This is a genomic window from Saccharopolyspora tripterygii (assembly GCF_054778355.1).
This window is the reverse complement of sequence record NZ_BAAGZP010000029.1, coordinates 301,818-321,754: the sequence shown is the minus strand read 5'-3', so window position 1 is coordinate 321,754 and position 19,937 is coordinate 301,818. Positions and strand designations below refer to the sequence as shown.

Annotated in this window: 17 protein-coding genes; 6 read left to right on the top strand and 11 right to left on the bottom strand. The window is 70.5% G+C overall.

The window, feature by feature from the left end:
- Positions 1-107: 107 nt before the first annotated feature.
- On the bottom strand, positions 108-1,283 hold the full coding sequence (locus ACYVF3_RS23095) for an aminotransferase-like domain-containing protein (RefSeq protein ID WP_461156337.1): 1,176 nt from the start codon (positions 1,281-1,283) through the stop codon (positions 108-110).
- Between the two features lie 263 nt (positions 1,284-1,546).
- Here ACYVF3_RS23095 and ACYVF3_RS23090 point away from each other — a divergent pair, with 263 nt between their 5' ends.
- Entirely contained in the window at positions 1,547-2,863 is a 1,317-nt protein-coding gene (locus tag ACYVF3_RS23090; protein ID WP_461156336.1) for an MFS transporter, read from the top strand.
- A complete protein-coding gene (locus ACYVF3_RS23085) occupies positions 2,860-4,284 on the top strand; it encodes a pyridoxal phosphate-dependent decarboxylase family protein (RefSeq protein WP_461156335.1) in 1,425 nt (474 codons plus the stop codon). Before ACYVF3_RS23090 ends, ACYVF3_RS23085 begins: the two co-directional genes overlap by 4 nt.
- 7 nt (positions 4,285-4,291) lie before the next feature.
- Here ACYVF3_RS23085 and ACYVF3_RS23080 read toward each other — a convergent pair whose 3' ends face one another.
- Together ACYVF3_RS23080 and ACYVF3_RS23075 are read right to left on the bottom strand one after the other, a co-directional pair.
- Positions 4,292-4,441, bottom strand: a complete 150-nt coding sequence (locus ACYVF3_RS23080) for a hypothetical protein (protein ID WP_461156334.1) — start codon at positions 4,439-4,441, stop codon at positions 4,292-4,294.
- Between the two features lie 402 nt (positions 4,442-4,843).
- The gene (locus tag ACYVF3_RS23075; RefSeq protein WP_461156333.1) at positions 4,844-5,767 is read right to left on the bottom strand and encodes an alpha/beta hydrolase; all 924 of its coding nucleotides are present in this window, start codon (positions 5,765-5,767) and stop codon (positions 4,844-4,846) included.
- A 138-nt stretch (positions 5,768-5,905) separates the two neighbouring features.
- On the opposite strand from ACYVF3_RS23075, the gene ACYVF3_RS23070 reads away from it, so the two are divergent.
- Both ACYVF3_RS23070 and ACYVF3_RS23065 read left to right on the top strand, forming a co-directional pair.
- Entirely contained in the window at positions 5,906-7,141 is a 1,236-nt protein-coding gene (locus tag ACYVF3_RS23070) for a cytochrome P450 (RefSeq protein ID WP_461156332.1), read from the top strand.
- A 187-nt stretch (positions 7,142-7,328) separates the two neighbouring features.
- Positions 7,329-7,793 (top strand): CAP domain-containing protein, encoded by a 465-nt coding sequence (locus tag ACYVF3_RS23065; protein ID WP_461156331.1) that lies wholly within the window; start codon positions 7,329-7,331, stop codon positions 7,791-7,793.
- A 100-nt stretch (positions 7,794-7,893) separates the two neighbouring features.
- Here ACYVF3_RS23065 and ACYVF3_RS23060 read toward each other — a convergent pair whose 3' ends face one another.
- The 6 genes from ACYVF3_RS23060 to ACYVF3_RS23035 all read right to left on the bottom strand — a co-directional run bounded on the left by ACYVF3_RS23060 (position 7,894) and on the right by ACYVF3_RS23035 (position 15,127).
- The gene (locus ACYVF3_RS23060) at positions 7,894-9,846 is read right to left on the bottom strand and encodes a hypothetical protein (RefSeq protein ID WP_461156330.1); all 1,953 of its coding nucleotides are present in this window, start codon (positions 9,844-9,846) and stop codon (positions 7,894-7,896) included.
- Positions 9,846-10,412 carry a hypothetical protein gene (locus ACYVF3_RS23055; protein ID WP_461156329.1) on the bottom strand — a complete coding sequence of 189 codons (567 nt, stop codon included), beginning with the start codon at positions 10,410-10,412 and terminating at the stop codon, positions 9,846-9,848. The genes ACYVF3_RS23060 and ACYVF3_RS23055 overlap by 1 nt, the downstream gene beginning before the upstream one ends.
- 8 nt (positions 10,413-10,420) lie before the next feature.
- Positions 10,421-11,116, bottom strand: a complete 696-nt coding sequence (locus ACYVF3_RS23050) for a hypothetical protein (protein ID WP_461156328.1) — start codon at positions 11,114-11,116, stop codon at positions 10,421-10,423.
- A gap of 278 nt (positions 11,117-11,394) precedes the next feature.
- On the bottom strand, positions 11,395-12,822 hold the full coding sequence (locus ACYVF3_RS23045) for an LCP family protein (protein WP_461156327.1): 1,428 nt from the start codon (positions 12,820-12,822) through the stop codon (positions 11,395-11,397).
- Positions 12,823-13,080: 258 nt separating this feature from the next.
- The gene (locus ACYVF3_RS23040) at positions 13,081-13,647 is read right to left on the bottom strand and encodes a GNAT family N-acetyltransferase (RefSeq protein WP_461156326.1); all 567 of its coding nucleotides are present in this window, start codon (positions 13,645-13,647) and stop codon (positions 13,081-13,083) included.
- 184 nt (positions 13,648-13,831) lie between these two features.
- On the bottom strand, positions 13,832-15,127 hold the full coding sequence (locus tag ACYVF3_RS23035) for a nickel pincer cofactor-dependent isomerase, group 22 (RefSeq protein ID WP_461156325.1): 1,296 nt from the start codon (positions 15,125-15,127) through the stop codon (positions 13,832-13,834).
- A gap of 136 nt (positions 15,128-15,263) precedes the next feature.
- Between ACYVF3_RS23035 and ACYVF3_RS23030 the strand changes: the two genes are divergently transcribed.
- On the top strand, positions 15,264-15,659 hold the full coding sequence (locus ACYVF3_RS23030) for a DUF5313 family protein (protein ID WP_461156324.1): 396 nt from the start codon (positions 15,264-15,266) through the stop codon (positions 15,657-15,659).
- 43 nt (positions 15,660-15,702) lie between these two features.
- Positions 15,703-16,953: a threonine ammonia-lyase IlvA gene (ilvA, locus tag ACYVF3_RS23025; protein WP_461156389.1), complete on the top strand. Its 1,251-nt coding sequence runs from the start codon at positions 15,703-15,705 to the stop codon at positions 16,951-16,953.
- Between the two features lie 375 nt (positions 16,954-17,328).
- Here ilvA and ACYVF3_RS23020 read toward each other — a convergent pair whose 3' ends face one another.
- Both ACYVF3_RS23020 and ACYVF3_RS23015 read right to left on the bottom strand, forming a co-directional pair.
- The gene (locus ACYVF3_RS23020; RefSeq protein ID WP_461156323.1) at positions 17,329-18,912 is read right to left on the bottom strand and encodes an alkaline phosphatase D family protein; all 1,584 of its coding nucleotides are present in this window, start codon (positions 18,910-18,912) and stop codon (positions 17,329-17,331) included.
- A gap of 135 nt (positions 18,913-19,047) precedes the next feature.
- Complete coding sequence (locus ACYVF3_RS23015) at positions 19,048-19,569, bottom strand: lytic polysaccharide monooxygenase auxiliary activity family 9 protein (RefSeq protein WP_461156322.1); 522 nt, start codon at positions 19,567-19,569, stop codon at positions 19,048-19,050.
- Between the last annotated feature and the right edge of the window lie 368 nt (positions 19,570-19,937).

Here is a 19,937-nt window from a genome sequence, read left to right as displayed (position 1 = left end):
CGCGACGGTCCGGGTGAGGGCGGTCACAACGGATGGCTCAGGGTAGCGTGCTGCAGCCGCGCCGACGTGCGCAATCCACCGGACGGACGGTGCGGCCGACGCCGAGATCAGCCCAGGGCTTTCGCCAACCTGCGCAGCCCTTCGCCGATCGTCTCCGGGGAGAACGTGGTGAACGACAGCCGCATCGTCGCCCGGTCCGGCTCGCTCACCTGGAACGCGGCACCCGGCACGAACGCGACGTCGTGCTGCAGCGCTTCGCGCAGCACCCCGGCGGTGTCGACCTCGCCGGGAAGCCGCACCCAGACGAACATCCCGCCCTCCGGCTCGGTCCACGTGGTGCCGGGCGGGGTGACCGCGCGCAGACCGGTCAGCATCGCGTCACGGCGCTCGCGGTAGGTCTCGCACAGCACGCGCACCCGGGCCGCGAGGTCGGCGGTCGCGAGGTATTCGGCTGCGGCCGCCTGATCGATGGTCGAGGTGTGCAAGTCGGCCGCCTGCTTGAGGATGGTCAGCTGCTGGCGCAGGGATTCGGGCGCGCGAAGCCATCCCACTCGCATGCCCGGGGCGACGATCTTGGAGAAGCTGCCCAGGTAGATCGAGCGGTCCGGCGCCCGCGCGGACAACGGTGTCAGCGGCCGGCCGGTGTAGCGCAGCTCGTGGTACGGATCGTCTTCGACGAGCCAGAAGTCCCGCCGCGCGGCGATCTCGGCGATCCGGTCGCGCCGGGCGTCCGGGACGGTGCGGCCGGTGGGGTTGGAGAAGGTCGGCACCAGGTACAGCAACGACGGCCGCTCCCGCGCGGCGATCCGGTCCAGCGCCTCGGGATCGATGCCCTCGTCGTCGGCGGGCACCGGCACGATCCGGGCCTGCGCGAGTTGGAAGCACTGCACCGCCGAGAGGTAGACGGGTTCCTCGACCAGCACCACCGCCCCGGGGTCCAGCAGTGCGGAGGCGATGAGGCTCAGGCCCTGCTGCGAACCGGTGGTGACGAGCAGGTCATCACCCGTGGTGGGAAGTCCTTGCCCGGTGAGCCGGTCGGCCACGATCTCCCGCAACGCGGGGTCGCCCTCGGTCGGTGAGTACTGCAGGGCGCGGGCGGCGTCGGGTTCGGCGAGCGCTCGCGCGTAGGCGGAGCGCAGGCCCTCGGAGTCGAACAGCTCCGGTGCGGGCAGCCCACCGGCGAACGAGATCACTCCGGGGCGGCGGGTCAGCGCGAGCAGATCGCGCACGGGAGAGCTGGTGACCCCGGTCATCCGGGCAGCACGGGGGAGGGACGCGGACATGGACGCTCCTGGAAACGACGAGGCGAGGGCGAGATGCGGGGCGTCGGGCCGCAGTGTTGCCGCTGGCGCGCCTCGCGGATCGGCTTCGCTGTTCGAGGAGCCTGCGGGCAGCCTAGGACACCGGAGGGGAACGGGCACCCGAATTTGGTGCGGCTCACGCCGCGAACGCCGGACGGTTGCGTAACGAAACAAATCCACGTCGTTCTGAAACCCCCCGGGCGGTGCGATCATGCGACCAGGCGAGCGATTCCGGAGGAACGTCAGTGCCAGAACCCGTCCAGGCAGGGATCGGAACCCGCACCAGGCTCGGCTACTCGTTCGGATCGCTGGTCACCGGCTCCTTCTCCACCGTCCCCGGTCTGCTCCTGCTCCCGTACCTGACCGACACCCTGGGCGTGCCCGGCGCGATCGCCGGTGCCATCGTGCTCGTGCCGAAGATCTGGGACGTGGTGTTCAACCCCATCGCCGGTCGGCTCTCGGACGCCGGGCTGGTGCGCCACGGCAGTCGACGGCCGTTCCTGCTGTTCGGCGGTGTTGGCGTCGCGGTGCTGTTCGCGGGCATCTTCGCCCACCCGGGCTTCGGGCGCACCGCTCTGGACGCCGGGTACGTGATGCTGCTGTACCTGCTGTGCGCCACCGCGTTCGGGCTGTTCCAGGTGCCCTTCAACGCGTTGCCCGCCGAGCTCACCGACTCCCGCGCCGAACGCACCCGGCTCACCAGCTGGCGGATGGGCTTCCTGGCGGTGGCCGTGCTCGTCTCCGGCGGTGGAGCCCCGGGCATCGCCAACGGCATCGGCGGCGTGGCCGGTTACCGGGTGATGGGCGTGGTGATCGGCGCGATCATCCTGCTCGGCGTGGTGATCATGCTGCTGGGGCTGCGCGGGGCGCCGGTGGGCCGATTGCGGCCGGGCGCGCAGCGGTGGCGCGAGCTGGTGAGCACGATGCGCGGATGGCGATCGTTCCGCCGCCTCGTCGTGGTGTACACCGTGCAGGCCCTCGGGCTGGCGACGCTGCTGGCCGGGGTCAACTACGCCTCGCGGTACGTCTTCGGCGACCCGGCGGTGCAGACCTGGCTGTTCGTCGGATTCGTGCTCCCGGCACTGGTGACGATGCCGCTGTGGCCGAGGATCGGCGAGCGGTGGGGGAAGCTCTGGGGCTTCCGCGCCGCCTGCGTCGCCTTCGGCGTGGCCAGCGCGGGTCTGTCGGCCGCCCTGGTGTTACCGGTGGCGGTGTCCTTCGTGTTCGTCGCGCTCGCCGGGGTCGGCTACGCGGGCATCCAGGTCTTCCCGCTGGCGATCATGCCGGACCTGATCACCGCGGAGGAGGAGCGCACCGGTGAGACCAGGGCCGGCGTGGCGGCCGGGGTGTGGACCGGCGCGGAAACCCTCGGAATGGCGCTGGGGCCGGGCCTGTTCGGACTCGTGCTCGGGATGGGCGGCTACGTGTCCGGTGTCGAAGGGGTCGCGCAGCAGTCGGACAGCGCGGTGACCGCGATCCTGCTCGGCTTCTCGCTGTTGCCGGGCGTGCTGGTGATGCTGGGCCTGCCGCTGCTGCGGCGCGATGTGCTGGAGGAACGATGAGCTCCGCGGACGACGTCCTGGCCGATTTGCGCGCGCTGCGCGCCGCCGACCTGCCGACCCACGGCGGACGCACCCTCGCCTACGTCTACGACAGCGGGCTCGACGGGCTCGACGAGCTCTCGGCCGCCGCCCACGCGCTCGCGGCGAGCGCCAACGGCCTTGACCCGACGGCGTTCCCGAGCCTGCTGCGGATGGAGAACGATCTGGTCGCCGCCGCGTCCGAGCTGCTGGGCGGGAATGCGCGCACGGTCGGTTCGGTCACCTCGGGCGGGACCGAGTCCTGCATGCTCGCGGTGCTGGCGGCGCGCGAGGGCAATCCCGGCATCGCGGAACCGGCCATGGTGCTGCCCTCGACCGCGCACGCCGCGTTCCACAAGGCCGCCCACCTGTTCCGGGTGCGGCCGGTGGTGGTTCCCGTGGACCCGGTGACCTTCCGCGCGGATCCCGCCTCGATGGCTTCGGCGATCGACGACGACACGGTGCTCGTGGTCGCCAGCGCGCCTTCGTACGCGCACGGAGTCCTGGACCCGATCGCCGAGATCGCCGCCGACGCGTCCGCGCGCGGAGTGCGGATGCACGTCGACGCCTGCATCGGCGGCTGGGTCCTGCCCTACTTCCGGCGGCTGGGCAGGGAGGTGCCCGAGTTCGGGTTCGCCGTCGACGGGGTCACCAGCGTGTCGGTCGACCTGCACAAGTACGCCTACTGCCCGAAGGGCGCGTCGGTGCTGCTGCACGCCGACGCCGAGCTGCGACGCGGGCACTTCTTCGCCAGCGCGGGGTGGCCCGGCTACACGATGCTGAACTCGACGCTGCAGTCCACCCGTTCCGGCGGTCCGCTCGCCGCGGCGTGGGCGGTGCTGCGCCACGTCGGCGACGACGGTTACCTGGCCCTGGCGCGAGCGGCGCTGGACGCCGTGGAGGCGATGCGAACGGAGATCAGCGCGATCGACGGCCTGCGGCTGGTCGCCGAACCCGATTCGACGCTGCTCGCGCTGACCGCGCAGGACGACGGGATCGACCTGTTCACCGTGGCCGACGAGATGGGCACCCGCGGCTGGTACGTGCAACCGCAGTTCGCCCACGGGGATTCGCCGGTCAACCTCCACCTCACGGTCACCGCGTCGAACCGGGGGAGTGAAGCCGAGTTCGCGGCGGCGCTGCGCGCCTCGGTGTACGCGGCACGGGCAGCCGGGCCGGTGGTGGTCGACGAGGGCATCGCCGCGTTCCTCGCCGACCTCGACCCCGACTCGCTCTCCGAGGAGGAGTTCGGCCACCTGCTGGCGGCGGCGGGCATGGGCGGCGACGCCGGGTTGCCGGACCGGATGGCCGAGATCAACGCGATGCTCACGATCGCCCGCCCACGCCTGCGAGAACGACTCCTGCAGCAATTCCTCGGCATCCTCTACCGCCCGACCGGCTAGGCATGCATCAGGTCCGGGTCAGCCCGGCGCCCCGGTTCCGCGGTGCGATCAACCCCAGCGAGGGGCGCAGCACGAGCAGGGCGATGCCGGTCAGGACGAAAGCGGTCAGAGCAGCACCGGTCCCGGACCCTCCGCTCCCGTTCGCGGTGCCGAGCATCGGCAAATCCCAGTTTTAGGGGTCGTTGCAGAATCACCTTGCTTGGCGGTGCGGGTGGCGGAACCTCACACGCCGTCTGGACTCCGTGCGCCACTCCTGATGTATGCCAATACACGGCGTCGCGGCGTACTCGCCAGACGACGTGTGAGAACCCGCGGCGGTGCCAGCTGAGTCCCACACCTGAAACAGCGGCTCCGCCGCATTCTGAAACGACCCCTTAGTCCAAACCGAGCCATGATCATGTCTGAAATGTCTGCTCAGTTTGGACTAAAACTGGGATTTGCCCGGTATTAGGGGGCTGAAGGCGTGGCCGAAAGCCCCCGACGTGTCTGATTCGGGGGCTCGACATGGACATCACTCTACTGCTGACCGCCCGGCACCATCCCGGGGGATGAGCGGGGCTTAGCGGTCGAAGTGCGCGCGGCGGAGGTGGTCGGCGATGAGGTCGTAGGTCTCGCGGACCAGCGAGCTCTCACCGCCGAGCTGGTCGTAGCCGTGATCGGCGGCGGGCACGTCGTGGTGCTCCAGGAGAACGCCTGCGCGGCGCAGTGATTCGGCGTAGCGCACGCCTTCGGCGCGCAGCAGGTCCAGCTCGGTGGTGATCACCAGCGCCGGTGCCGTCCCGCTCAGGTCCTCGTCGTTCGCGCCGTGCGCCGGGGAGGCGAGCGGATCGGTGCCCAGCGCCCGGTCGGGCAGGTAGGAGTCGTGGAAGACCGCTGCCATCCAGGGCTTGAGGAACGGGGGTTCGTCGCGTCCGCGGACGCGCATCTTCTCGTGGATCGAGGTCACGAGGTCCAGCGAGGGGTAGTGCAGGACCTGCATCGCCAGGTGCGGGCCTCCGGCGTCGCGGGCCTGCCGGGCCACGGCCGTGGCGAGCGATCCGCCCGCGCTGGCGCCTCCGACGCTGAGCCGGTCCGGGTCGACGCCGAGCTCTCCCGCGTGCTCGGCCGCCCAGCGCACCACTTCGAAGCACGCCTTCGGCGGCACCGGGAAGGGATGCCGTGGCGCCAACGGGTAGTCGACGTTGAGCACCGCGACGCGGGCGCGGGCCGCGAGGTAGCGGCACAGCGGGTCGTCCTGCTCGGGGTAGCCGATGATGAAGCCGCCGCCGTGCATGTTGACGTGCAGCGGCGGTGCCTCGCCCTCCTGCGGCAGGTACAGCGTCGCGGGCACCGGGCCGCAGGTCGTGGGCACCTCGATCCGGCGGGTCGTTCCCGCGATCTCGGGGAACCGGTGGTGCCGGCGGCTGTGCGAGGCGAGCGACGAGACGCGCTGGATCACCGTGGCGACCAACCGCGAGACGGCGGGACTTCCGAGCAGGGGCATGGCGATCAAGGTAACCATTCGCGATCGGAGACGGGAGGGGCCGACGGCCCGTCACCGCGGCGAGTTCTTGTCAGCCCTTCGCTCACGTGCGTAACGTCGAGCAACCGGGGGAACGACGTGCGCAGGGGGAACTCTCACGTGAACATCGACGAGGCCGGGCTGACGCTGGCCGATCCGGATGCCTACGCCGACGAGGATCGGTTGCACACGGCGCTGCGGGTGCTGCGCGAGCAGGACCCGGTGCACCGGGTCGACCCGCGACCGGCCTTCAACCCCTTCTGGGCGGTGACCCGGCACGCGGACCTCATCGAGGTGGAGCGGCAGAACGACAAGTTCATCAACGAACCGCGCCCGATCCTGGTGAAGGCCGAGCAGGACCGCCACACCGCCGAGAACGGGCAGGCGCTCCGGACGCTCGTGCACATCGACGACCCGGAGCACAAGCGGATGCGGTCGGTGGTGGCCGACTGGTTCCGGCCCCGCGCGCTGCGCGAGCTCGACGTCGACATCCGCCGACTCGCCAAGCGCTACGTGGACAAGATGGCCGGCCTGGGCGGCGAGTGCGACTTCGTCCGCGAGGTCACGGTCGACTACCCGCTCTACGTGATCTTGTCGCTGCTGGGGCTCCCGGAATCGGACTTCCCCCGGATCCTGCAGCTGACGCAGGAGCTGTTCGGCATCGACGACGCGGAACTGCAGCGCGGACGATCACCGGAGGAGCTGATGCGAGTCCTGCTCGACTTCTTCGACTACTTCAAGCAGATCACCGCGGACCGTAGAGCCAACCCGACCGGTGACCTGGCGTCGACGATCGCCAACGCGCGCATCGACGGCGAGCACCTGTCGGACCTCGACACCGCGTCGCACTACGTCATCATCGCCACCGCCGGTCACGACACCACCAGCTCCACCATCTCGGGTGGGTTGCACGCGCTCGTGGAGCACCCGGAGGAGTTGGAGCGGCTGCGACGAGATCCGGAGCTGATCCCCACGGCGGTGGAGGAGATGATCCGCTGGGTCACCCCGGTCAAGGAGTTCATGCGGACGGCCACGACCGACTACGAGCTGGGCGGCAAGCGCATCGCCGCGGGGGAGTCGCTGCTGCTGTGCTACCCGTCGGCGAACCGCGACGAGGACGTGTTCGACGATCCGTTCCGGTTCGACGTCGGACGTGACCCGAACCGGCACCTGTCGTTCGGCTTCGGCGCCCACGTCTGCCTCGGCGCGACCCTGGCGAGGATGGAGGCGCGGGCGTTCTTCGCCGAGCTGGTGCCGCGCCTCGAACGGGTCGAAGCGGCGGGGGAGCCGCAGTGGAGCGCCACCACGTTCGTCGGCGGCCTCAAGCACCTGCCGCTGCGCTACCGCATCCGGTGAACCGGCGCGGAGTGGCGGACGAGGTGGGGGTGGCAGGACACTGAGGACCCGGGCGCACTGGGTGGGGGCGACCTCGGCCGCTGCTGCCCGGGGGAGTTCGGCCGGAGTAGCGAGATGGTGTGAAGTCCGGTCGCTGCAACGTTTTTGATCAGAAAGCGGTCTTGAGAACTGCCGTACTTTTCGGACCATGACCCCGAAGACGACGCTCTGCGTAGTGGCCGGTGCGCTGCTGATCGGTGCCGGGATGAGCACCGCTGCGGTGTCCATGTCGGCCGATCCGAAACCCCCGGTTCAGGACGAGGTCGTGTCCCTGGTGAACGAGGCGCGGGCTGAAGCCGGCTGCGCCCCGCTCACCGTCGACGACCGGCTGACCAAGGCGGCGACCGAGCACAGCGCGGACATGGCCACGCGCGGCTACTTCAGCCACACCACGCCCGATGGCCGCACGTTCGGCGACCGGTTGCGCGACGCCGGATACCCCTCGCCGGGTGCTGAGAACATCGCCCGCGGCCACACCAGCGCCGACCAGGTGGTCGGGGACTGGATGAAGTCCCGCGGCCACCGCAAGAACATCGTGGACTGCTCGCTGCGCACGATCGGCGTGGGCGTCGAGTACAACGGCCTCTACTGGACCCAGGACTTCGGACGCTGACCTCGGGTAGCCAGGCGCTCCCAACTCGACCGGTGCATCCACTCAGGACAGAACCGGGCTCGAGATCAACAGCGTGCAGCGGGTTCTCGGGAGCGGTTGATCACAGCTCGTGGGGCGTGGAGCGGTTGCCGGTGACGACCCCGACGATCACGAACCGGTCCGCTCCACCGCGCGGCGCCGGGTGCCTCGCCAGCCAGACGAGCTCGTCGACGCGAGCAGACCCGCGCCCGTGCGCGGTCAGGTCCAGCACGAGGAGCTGTCCGAACGGGACGTTCGCGCAACCGTACTCGGCGGCCTGCGCCAGGTGCGCGGCTTCGATGCCGCTGCGGGAGGAGTCGCGCAGCTCGCGCTTGACCTCGGTGACGTAGCGAACCGAACCGAAGGTGGTGGTGACGTCGGCTCGGCCCATCGCCACGTCGGTGGCCTCCACCGACACCAGGCCGCCGAGCTGCCCGGTGACCAGCCACTGGTGGTAATCCCGCTGCAGGTCCGACTCGCGCGGACGCCGATCACGCTCGCGCAGCGCCCGCCGGTAGTCCGCGTCCTTCCACCCCCAGGTCGCCGAGGTCAGGTCGGCACGGCTGAGCAGGAACCGCAGGGTCTGCTCCAGCAGGAGCCCGAACGTGGCCCGCACGTCCCCGGTGAACTCGGGTGAGTCGGCGAGCTGTTCGAGCAGGGTCTCCAGCAGCGGATCGAGCACCGGGTGCGCGGTGCGGGAACGGGTGATCTCGCTGCTGTGCACCACCCCGTCCAGCAGCAGCAGATCCTCGTCGCACAAGTCCGCGCTGAGCCCGGACGCGTGGCGTTCCCCCAGCACCCGCACCAGGGCGGGTGCGAGGCGGTGGGCCCGCGAGGTCGCGGCGCGGTCCTCGGCCTCCGGCGAGCTCCCGGGCTCCGGGAAACCGGGACCACCACCGGTGGGGGTGCGCTCGATGCGGTCCAGCAGCAGGTGCGCGGTACGAGGCGGTACCCGCGGGTTCTCGGTGGCCGAGGCTTCGAGGACGGTCCGGCGCAGTGCGGCGAGTCGCGTGTGGCTGCGCACGATCGCGTTCTCGATCGTCGGCTCGACCACGGCGGCGAGACCCGGTGCGTGGCGCGCGCCGGGCAGCGGTCGCACCGACCGTGCCTGGGTGTAGGCGTCGAGCACCGCGCCGAGCGCCTCCCAGACGTCCATCCAGATCGTCTCCGCCAGCCGGTCCGCCGCCGCGCGCAGCAGCGAGACCAGCCGCCGCCACGTGGATTCGGCCGTGTGGCGCGCGCGCAACCACGACGGGCGGTGCGTGCCGTGCGACCAGGCCGAACGCTGGTCCAACGCCGCGGTGAGCCGATCCGCCGCGTCCGCCAGCCTGCCGCGGTGCTGAGCGGCGAACGCCAGGATCGCGTCGCACGCGGCCGCGTGGGCGCGGGCGTCGTGCCGGGACTGCTCGGCGGAATCGACCGTGGCGAACCGGGAGCGGGCCGCGTTGAGCGCCTCCAGCGCGGTGGTCATCTCGGTCGCGGTCAACGCGGTCCGGAGTTCGTCGCAGCCCAGCTCGTAGGCCGCGTCGACCGCTGCGGAATCTTCGTGGCGCAACCTGTCGAGGGCGTCGCGCAGCGGTGCGGTGATCCCGGGTTCGCCTGCCCACCGGTCCATCGCCGCACCCACGAGGCGGGGCAGTGCTTCGGTGAACTCCTCCGGTCTCCCAGCGGCATCACCGGTGAGCCTGCCCAGCACCGCGAACGGCGCGACCGCGTCGGCGATCGCCAGCCGCAGGGCACCTTCGAGACGGCTCGCGGCGATCAGCGGGTGGCTGTCGACGAGCGGCCCGAGATCGCGCAGCAGCGCGTCGTGCAGCTGCCCCCCGTGGGCTTCGACGACCGGTGGCCAGGCCAGCAGCTCGTCAACGGTCGCGGCCAGCGCCAGCAGGCTGCGCTGCTGCGGCAGACCGTCGATGAACTCGGTGAGCTCGGTGCGTCCTCCCGTGGCGTTGCGGACCGCCGCCCCGGTCAGCGCCTGGGCCATGACCGGCGCGAGCGGACCGGCCGCGACCGCGCCGGGCGGTTGGCGCGGCATCACCGAGGCCCGTCCGCGGAGGGCGAATCGCGCCGGTCGTCTTCCCGTCGTGGCCGCGGCGGTTCTGCGAGCTCGGCGACGAGCTCTGCCAGGGCCACCTCGGCGCTGCGCAGCGCGGCCAGCGCCGTGGTCTCGCTCGCTTCGCTGGCGGCCAGGCGCAGCCGTGCGGCGATCTCCGGCTCGTCGGATTCCGGCGCGGCGGCCGACAGATCGCTGGTGCACACCGCGCACCGGTGCCGCTCGCGCTCCTCGCGCCGCCGCTGCTCGGAGATCGGGGTGTCGCAGCGCGGGCACGAGTGCGGTTCCAGGCCGTGGAACAACACCTGCGCGACCCCTTTCTCCTCGACGTCGTGGAGCGAGCGCTCGTCGGCCTGGCGGCGTTGCATGGCCAACCGGTGGATCTGCTCCAGGTGCTGCCACTCGTGCTCCGCTTCGGTGATGCGGCTCCGCACCCCGGGGTTGGGGGAGTTCCCGCCCGAAGTCAGCAATCCGGCGACCGCTCGGGCGGGGATCCCGGTGACCTCCGAGATCCGCTCGTGCATCGGTGAAGTCCCGCTGCTGCTCATCACACCTCCTACGCCGCGGCCGGTGCGGCCCGCAGCCGTGCCAGCCGGTCGCGGACCCGCTCGGTGATGGTGGCGATCGGTGCACCGCGACGGGTGCTCGCGTACTCGGCCTGGAGGTACTGGCGATCGCGGAGCTGGTTGCCACCGCGCCCGTCGGCGAGGTCGAGCACCAGCCGCACGCGGTCGACGTAGTAGCGGAAGACCGGAGCCCGGGTGATGATCGTGCGGGCCACCCGCCTGCCTCGCGCGAGCAGGAAGTAGTCGTGGCGTCGCGTGTGGCCCACCCGGCCGCGTCGGCGCCGCACGATCAGCCCGGCGCTGCGCAGGACCGCGAGCGCGTCGTCGAGCGGTTCGTAGGCGCCGAAGTGGTGGCGGAGCATCGGGTAGCGGCGGACTTCGGGCTCTTCGGAATCGAGGATCCGGCCGGCGAGCACCAGCAGTTCTGCCTCGGCCGTCCGCTCGTACTCGTTGAGCAGCTCGTCGGCGAGGAAGTCCGGGCTGCGCAGCCAGAAGTCGAGCTTCTGCAACCTGGTCTGACCGGACAGCACGCCGACCGCTTCGGCCAGCGCGGGTTCCGGGGCGGGGGAGGGCAGGGGTTCGGCGGCACCGTCGATCAGCAGCAGCAACCGAACCGCGTCCTGCTCCCGGCTGGTCGTGGGCGTGCTGACCTGGTGGTCTGGCTGGTCACCCTCAACGTTGCGCACGGTCACCGAGCGTGCGGTCCGGCGGGATGGTTCAGCTGTACTGCGAGTCAATGCGAGGTGTCATCTTCGGAACCACTCGGTGCTCCGACTTCTCGCGCAACCCGAATGGCCCAGGCGCCAAGGGCTTCGACATCCGATCGGCGCAACGTCACGACGCTGCGGCCACCGCTCGTGCGTGCACGCTATCGGCGCCTCCTGCGCGGCGCAAGCGATTCCCGGCGCCCGCTCGCTGGTCCCCGCGCAGAGGGCGGACGTTCCGGCCGCCAGGAGTGGGTTGTTCAGTTCACGCAGGGGATTCCGGCCGCGCTGATCGGGTTCTGCGCGGGGGCTTCGGACTCCTGCTGCCGCGCGGTCCCGTCCAGCGCCAGCGCGCCACCGGGGGCGAAGCGCGGGCCGACCGGCGGGTCGTAGTCCGAGCCGATGATCACCTGGATGCGACCGGAGGCCAGCGACGACTGGGATTCCGTCTTCATGCCGCCCAGCTGGGAGGCCACCTCCTGCGCGGCCGCTTCCCCGCCCGGTCCGTAGCGGATCACCGAGGAGCTGCGCTTGCCGGTGTTGCCGACGGTGCCGACTTCGAGGCCCTGGTCGCTGAGCTTGTCCTGGACCCTGGCGGCCAGTCCGGAGGTGCGGGTGCCGTTGAGGACGTCGACCTGGGTCGACACCGGTTCCTCGGCGTTCGAGGTCGGCGGAGGTTCCGGAGGCGGCGAGCCCGCCGCGCCGGGCGGGAGGGTCGCCGACCGCACCGCGGCCTTGACGTCGCTCGGGCTGATCTTGAGGGCTTCGCCGTCGGGCGTGTCGTACGCGGCGTCCTCGATCGGGATGGTGTTGAACTTGATCGCGCCGCCCGCGAGCCCGCGCAGCCGTTCGGCGAACGAGAGCACGTCGGAGTCGTCGCCCAGGTCGAGGACGACGGAGTCCTGCACCGAGTTGATGAGTTCGCGGAGCTTGTTCGGGTTGGCCAGCACGCCGCCGGACAGCGCGGTCTGAGCGAGGCCGGCGAGGAACGCCTGCTGGCGGACCACTCGATCGAGGTCGCCGCGCGGGAGGCCGTGGCGCTGCCGGACGAAGGACAGCGCGTCGGGGCCGGAGATCGTCTGCTGGCCGGCCTTGAAGTCCGCGCCCGAGAACGAGTCGCTGGTCGCGGAGTTCAGGCAGACGGGCACGCCGCCGACGGCTTCGGTGATCTTGGCGAAGCCCAGCAGGTTGACCTCGGCGTAGTGGTCGATGGAGGAGCCGGTGAGGTTCTCCACGGTCCGCAGCAACGTCTTGCGACCGGCTTCGTTGCCCGCCCGGTCCAGCGCCGCGGGGTCGGTCACGCCGCTCTTCTGCTGGCTGAGGACCTCGGTCTCCTTGCCGCGCCCGTACGCCGAGTTGATCTTGTGCTGCCCCTGGCCCGGGATCGAGACGTAGGAGTCCCGGGGGAAGGAGAAGCCGACCGCGCTGGTCCCGTCGTTGGGGATGTGCAGCATGATCACCGTGTCGGTCAACGACGCGTCGTTGGACCCGGCGTGCAGTTCGCGCAGCACCTCTTCGGGCAGCGGGTTGCCGTGGGCGTCGGTGCGGCTGTCCATGCCGACGAGCAGGATGTCGATCGCGCCATCGGCTCCACCGCCTTCGGCGACGTCGCTGGTGGCGAGGCCGTTGAGCAGATGCCGGTAGTTGCTCCAGCCGTACCCGGTGACCAGCAGGATCACCAGCGACATGATGGTCGCGACGGCGCGGGGGCCGAGAGGCTTGCTGCGCCGGCGCGGTGGGAGCGGTCTGACGGGCGGTCGCCCTCTGGGGCGCCGCGGCGGGACCGGATTCCGGGCGGGTGGCGTTGGCAAGGTTCCTCCGTCGGGTGCGCCCCTTGGTTCGGCGCTCGAGCGACTACTCAAGGATTACATCCCGAAACCGCCGTCCGGGCCTGTTGTGATCACCCGATGGCGGACGATTTCACCACGTTACGTGATCTTGCCTGGTCAGTCTTCGGTTTTGCCGCGACTCGCGAATTCCGGCAGATCGCTCTGCCTGACGCGGTAGACCTGCAGCGAGGTCTCGTAGTACTTGGTCGTCTCGCCTACCCAGTCCATCCCGAGGCGCTGGGAGGTGGCGATCGCGCGCGTGTTGTCCGGTCGGGTGAGCGCGAAGATCTCGTCGATGTCGAAGGTGAAAGCCCAGTGCAGCAGGGCGATCGCGGCCTCGGTGGCGTAGCCGTGCCCCCATTCCTCGGGGCGCAGCTGCCAGGTCAGCTCGAGGTCGTGGTCGTGCGGCGGGAGCGTCCGCAGGACCAAGCCGCCCACCACCTGGGAGTCCTCGTGGCGCTGCATCGCGAAGCGGCCCGTCGGCGGGACGAGGTTGGGTTGCGACTCGATCCAGGAGTGCACGACGGCGCGCATCGCGGCCAGGTCGGCGACGTTGGAGATCACCGGGGTCAGCCATTCGGTGACCTCGGGTCGGCCGTAGAGGTCCAGCGCCGCCTGCACGTCGGCGTCGTCAGAGGTCCAGTCCCGGACCAGCAGCCGGTCGGTGGCCAGCGGGAGGTGCATCGTCTTCCCTCGCCTTCCGGGGCCGGCATCCGCGGGCCCCGTGCTGTGGGAGAGCCTTCGCGAATTCTATCCGCTCGACGAACCCGGCATCTATTCGTTACTTATCACTGGGACTTCAGTGCAGATCGAAATCAACCTGACCCGGCGCGTGCGAGCATCGGCCTGGACGTGCTGAAGGACCTGGTCAGTGCACGGGTGGCAGCTTCGGCAGGCGACCGTCGGCGTCGAACTCCCAGGGACGGGGTTCGCCCAAGGCCCGCATGTCCGGGTGCTCGGAGACCTCCTGGGCGTAGGCCTCCGAGACCTCGACGCGCGGCATCGAGAGGGTGTTGCGGATGCGCACCACCTTCGCCGGCCGCTCGTGGGGCCCGCGGGTGAGGTGCAGCGCCGCCAGCAGCGCGTCCCGGTCGGTGGCCAGCGCCATCGGGATGCGCGCACCGTCGGGCACGCCCGAGGTCAGCGAGTTGGTGTAGAACGAGCCGAACTCGATCTGGTCCACGCACCCCTGGGTGGTCAGGTCGGCCAGGCCGAGGCCGCAGGCGTTGCCGTTGGTGTGCTCGGTCAAGCCCAGGACCACGATCCGCTTCACCGGCGTCGCGCGAAACTTGTCGGCGTTGACCGGCGCCCGGCCGGTGATGTTGGGGTCCATGCCCGCACCGCTGATGTCCTTGCCGATCTCGTCGACCACCAGCACGTCGATGTCGGACATGAGCAGCTTCGGCATCAGCGACTTCGCCTCCGCGAGCAGTTCCGCTTCGCGCTCCAGGATGCGCTCGGTCGCCACGAGCTCCAGCCGGGCGACGTCCTCGTAGGCGTTCTCCACCACCGCCACAGCGAACTCGAACGGCATCACCTGCAGCGCAGCCCTCGCGGCGTCGGGGATCAGCGTGTCGAACTTCTCGAACCCGTGCCGGTGCAGCGTCGCAGCGCCCTCGTGCTTGCCGAGGCCGATGGCGATCATCTTCGCCAGGCCGCTCTCGTGGCTGCCGCGGAAATCCGTGTGCGGCTTCACCCTTCCGAGCACGACCACGCTGTCGGCCTGGGCGGCCTCGGCGTCGAAGTGGACCGGGGTGCCGTCGTCGAGCTCGGTGACCACGACCGTCTCCATCGACGAGATCACCGGCGCGCCAACGCTGTCCTCGGTGATCCCGTACTCGGCGAGCACTTGGCGCTGGCCGTCGGCGGTGCCGCCGCCGTGGCTGCCCATCGCGGGCACCACGAACGGCTTCGCGCCGTGCTCGGCCAGCGCGCCGACGAGGGCGATCACGATCCGGTCCAGCTGGGCGATGCCTCTGCTGCCGACCGTCACCGCGATGCGCTTGCCGCTGATCGGGTGCGCTCGGTCGTGCTCGGCGACCTGCGCGCGGAGGGTGCCTTCCAGGTCGTCCACCGACTCGGCGGCGAAGCGCTGCTCGATGGGCAGCATCTTGGGCAGCTCGACGTCCGTGCCGGCCAGCCGGACCTTCTCTACGTTGAACATTCTCTTCTCCGCGCGCCGCGACCAGGGGTTCCGCCTCACCTTGGCACTTCGAACGGGCGCGTTCACCACTCAGCACCCGTTCGCCGAGGGGCCGGTGGAGCGTCACGCCCTCGGTGCCCGGCCTTATCGTGGGGGCATGATTCGGCCCGGTCCCGTGCGGTGGCTGCACTACCAGTTCGGCGGCACGCTGCCCGATCGGTACCGCGACTGGGTCCTGCACGACGCGACCTGCCGGACCTGGGTGCTGCGGGTGCTGATCCGCGGACTGCTGCAGATCGCCCCGCTCGGCCTGGTGCTGTTCCTCGGGCTCGGTTTGCTGGGCGGTGCCTGGCCGATCGCCGCGGGGGCGTTGCTGCTGGGACTGCTGGTGGTGGCCCGGATCGTGCTGACCAGTTCGGTCGACAGCGTGGACAGCCGGCTCGCCAAGTACGGGTTCCCGCCGGGCCACGGTTCTGCAGTGCGCAGGCGGCGGGACGCCGCGGCGGCCGAACGGTACCGGGCCGTGTGGCGCCAGGACCCGCCTGAGAGCTGAGCCACCCGGGCGCCGATGGATTCACCAGCGGCTTTACCATCGCCTGGTGTCCGTTGAGCTCAATCCCGCAGCGATCTTCCGGGCCGGCACCCGTTTGCGACAGGTGGTCCGGCGCACGCCGCTGGAGTCCAGCAGCCGCTTGAGCGCGGAGCTCGGCGTACCGGTCCGCCTCAAGCGCGAGGACCTCCAGGTCTGCCGCTCCTACAAGGTGCGCGGCGCCTACAACCTGATCTCCGGGCTCGACGCCGACGAGCGCGAGCGCGGTGTCGTGTGCGCCAGCGCGGGCAACCACGCGCAGGGGCTCGCCTTCGCCTGCCGCGAGCTGCAGATCAAGGGGCGGGTGTACCTGCCGGGGAACACGCCGCGTCAGAAGCGCAAGCGGATCGCGATCATCGGCGGTGAGTGGGTCGAGCCGGTGATCGTGGGTTCCTCGTTCGACGAGGCCAGCGCCGCTTCCAAGGCGGATGCCGAGCGCACCGGCGCGGTCTACGTGCACCCCTTCGACGACCCGCGCACCATCGCGGGGCAGGGGACCGTCGGGCTGGAGATCGCCGAGCAGCACGACGGCCCGATCGACACCGTGATCGTTCCCGTCGGCGGTGGTGGTCTGGTGGCGGGCATCGTGCTGTGGCTCAAGGAGCACTTCCCGGAGACGCGGGTGGTGGGTGCTGAGCCCGCAGGCGCTGCGAGCATGCGCGCGGCTTTCGACGAAGGCGCCCCGGTGAAGCTGCCCCAGGTCGACACGTTCGTGGACGGCGCTGCGGTCGGCCGGGTCGGCGATCTCGGCTACGAGGTCGCCCGCGACCTGGTCGACGAGCTGGTGGCGGTGCCCGAGGGCGCGGTCTGCACCGAGATGATCGAGCTCTACCAGACCGAGGGCATCATCGCCGAGCCCGCGGGTGCGCTGGCCAGCGCGGCGGCCCGGATGCTCGAGCGGGCGCCGCGCGGTCCGGTGGTGTGCGTGGTCTCCGGTGGCAACAACGACCTGAGCCGCTACGGCGAGGTGGTGGAGCGGTCCCTGCTGCACGAGGGCCTGCGGCACTACTTCCTGGTCACCTTCTCGCAGGAACCGGGAGCGCTGCGGCACTTCCTCGACGACGTGCTCGTCGAGGGGCAGGACATCGTCGCCTTCGAGTACGTCAAGAAGAACAACCGCGAGACCGGTCCGGCGCTGGTCGGCATCGAACTCGACAAGGCCGACGACCTGGACGACCTGCTGACGCGGATGAAGGAATCGCCGTTGCAGATCGAGCAGGTCTCACCCGGATCCCCGCTGTTCTCCTTCCTCGTCTGAGCGGTCTTCGCGGCATCGCGTTGCGTGGCGGCCGCACCTGGTCCCAGTTTTAGTCCAAACCGAGCCATGATCATGTCCGAAATGTCGGCTCAGTTCGGACTAAGGGTTCGTTTCAGAATCGCCTTGCTTGGCGGTGCGGGTAGCGGAACCTCACACGCCGCCTGGGCTCCGTGCGCCGCGACTTATGTATGCCAATACACGGCGTCGCGGCGTACTCACCCAGACGGCGTGTGAGAACCCGCGGCGGTGCGGGCTGAGTCCCACACCTGAAGCAACGGCTTCGCCGCATTCTGAAACGACTCCTAAAACTGGGAACTGCCCACCAGCGCATCTGAGCCCCTGGTGCTCGACGGATGTTCTTGGCGTGGTCGGGTGTCAGGTCAGTTGGCGGACGCAGGTCTCCTGGAGGGTGTCGTCGGTGGTGGCCTCCCAGAGGGTCACCTGGGCGCGGGGGCCGTGGAATTCGAGTTCGGCGATGGCGTTGCCGAAGTACGGCCCGTCGGTCCGGCGCCAGTTCAGCGGCAGCGGTGCGACTCCGGCGCGTTGCGACAGCCGGTCCAGCAGGCGGGCGGGGGTGCGCGACCAGGCGGCGCGCAGCGGTGGGTGGAGGAACGCGGGCGCCTGGTTGTGCAGCGGTGAGCAGGTCAGCTGGGTGATGCGGGAGTTCAGCGGACGCGGGTAGTCGGCCTCGGCGAAGTAGCTGTGGTGGACGTCGCCGGAGAGCACGCTGATCGTCGCGGGTGCGTCGGGACCCGCCGCGCGGTCGCCGATGAGCTGGGCGAGCCGGTCGAAGGAGTCGCGGAACGCCGCCCAGTGCTCCAGATCGCCTGCCTGGCGGAGCTTCTCCGCTCGTTCCGCGTGCGGGCCGGAGCAGGCGCGTTCGTTCCACGACTGCAGGTGGTGCACGGCGTGCGGGAGCAGCCACGGCAGGGAGGACGCCAGCACCAGGTGCGCGCTGTCGGCGGCCGCGACGTCTCGGAGCCAGGCGAACTCGCCGTCCGAGAGCATGGCTCGGTCACCGGTTTCGAGGATGCGGCCGCACCGGGTGTCGAGCACGACCAGTCGCACGCCGCCGAGGTCGCGGGCGTAGCTCCAGCGGACGCCCTTCTCACCGGCCTGCTCGCGGTCGGCGAGGGCGGCCACCTCCCGCAGGACCGGGAGCGCGTCGCCGTGACGGCCGACCTCGCGGACCTCCCGGTAGACGGGATCGGCGGCGAGGACGTCTGGGTCGAGGTTGCCGATGTGCTGGTAGATCCAGTAGGCGATGAGCCCGCCCAGGAGGCGTTCGCGCCACCACGCTTCGCCGGACATCGCGGTGCGCCAGGCGCGCGAGGTGTTCCAGTCGTCCCGGACGTCGTGGTCGTCGAAGATCATCATGCTGGGCAACGTCGACAGCAGCCAGCGCACCGGCGGGTCCCGCCAGGCGTGCCGGTAGAGCAGCGCGTACTCCTCGAAGTTCGCGATCTCGTCGCCGGGTGGCCTGCGCAGGTCGCGGTGCTCGGCGAGCTCGCGGCGCACCTGGGGCGTGGGCTGGTCGGCGTAGACCTGGTCGCCGAGCAGGACCAGCAGGTCCGGCCGCTCGTTCTCCGGTGTTCCGGCGAGGCGGGCGGCGGTGGCGGTCAGCGCGTCGGGCCCGTGCCGGTCGCGGCCCGAGGTCGGCCGGTCGAAGTGGCAGGAGCCGAACAGCGCGGTGAGGCGGTCGGTGCTGGTGACCGGGCGGATGATGCTGGGGGAGTCGTCGGTCGCGGGCCAGACGACGCGGTCGTCCAGGCGGACCTGGTAGGGCGTCGGGCCGCTGACGTGCACGGTAAGCAGGGCGTAGTGGTGGCCGCCCACCTGGAAGGTGCGCTCGGTGGCGTCGAGCACCTGCACGGTGCAAGGCTTTTCGGTCTCCACCCACACGGTGGCGCGGGTCTGGTCGACGTAGCGCAGCAGCGGTCCCAGCACCAACTCGGTCACCGGTCCTGGATACACCACCGGCCGGGCCGGGGAAACTCGGCCGGCGGTGTCCACAGTGGTCCACCAGTGGCGGGCCCGGTGCTCGGGGACCGGGCCCGCCGGTGACGACGTGCGGGAGACGTCGTCGGTGGTGAGTTACTTGGCGGCACCCACGTTGACGTCGATGCAGGCGTAGAACGCGTTGGCGGTGTCGGCGACGTTCCACACCGCGAGCACCTTCTGCGGGCCGCTGAAGCCCGACAGGTCGACGTCGTGCGAGAGCTGCTGCGGCGGCTGCTGGCCACCCTGGTCGAACGAGCCGACCAGCTTGTCGCCGATGTAGTACTCCCAGGTGGTGGTCTTGTGCGCGGCGGTCAGCTTCCAGTTGAACTTGGCCTGGGTGCCGACCGGGGTGGCGGTCCAGCCCTTGGAGTCGTCGTCGAGCTCGGCGTAGCTCTCGTTGCCGCCGCTGCAGCTCTTCAGGCCCTTCGGGCCTTCGACGCTCTGGGGCTCCCAGGTGATCGAGCCGCACTCCACGGTGCCCGCGGCGCACTGGGCCTGGCGGCTCGGCGGCGCCTCGACGTACCCGTGGGCGCTGGCGGTGCCGGCGGGGATCGCGATCAGGAACGGCGCGACGGCGGCGCCGACCATGGCTGCGGAGATCTTGCGGTTGGGCATTGTCAGCTCCTTCGGGGGAGTTCCCCGCAGGGTGAATCGATTCCGAACGGCAGCCTCCGCGGAACGCAGACGCTGTTCGAGAATTCCTGCGGGGAAAGGGATTCGCTGCATTTCTCAGTGGTCTGGACCATAAAGCGGACCACACGCCCAGTCAAGGACGAATGTACCGCGAATCAGCGGCGAAATCTCGGCCATGGCCTTCTGACCTGAGGCAACAACGGTTTTTGTCGGTTGTCCCGAAAATTCCCAGCCGATTTCCCGTTTTTCTTGGCAGATGACACGAAATGATCAACGCGACGCTCGGTTCAGCGGTTCCGGAAGCTGAAAACCCGCCGGACAGAGGGGGTCTCCGCTGCCGATCAAGATCG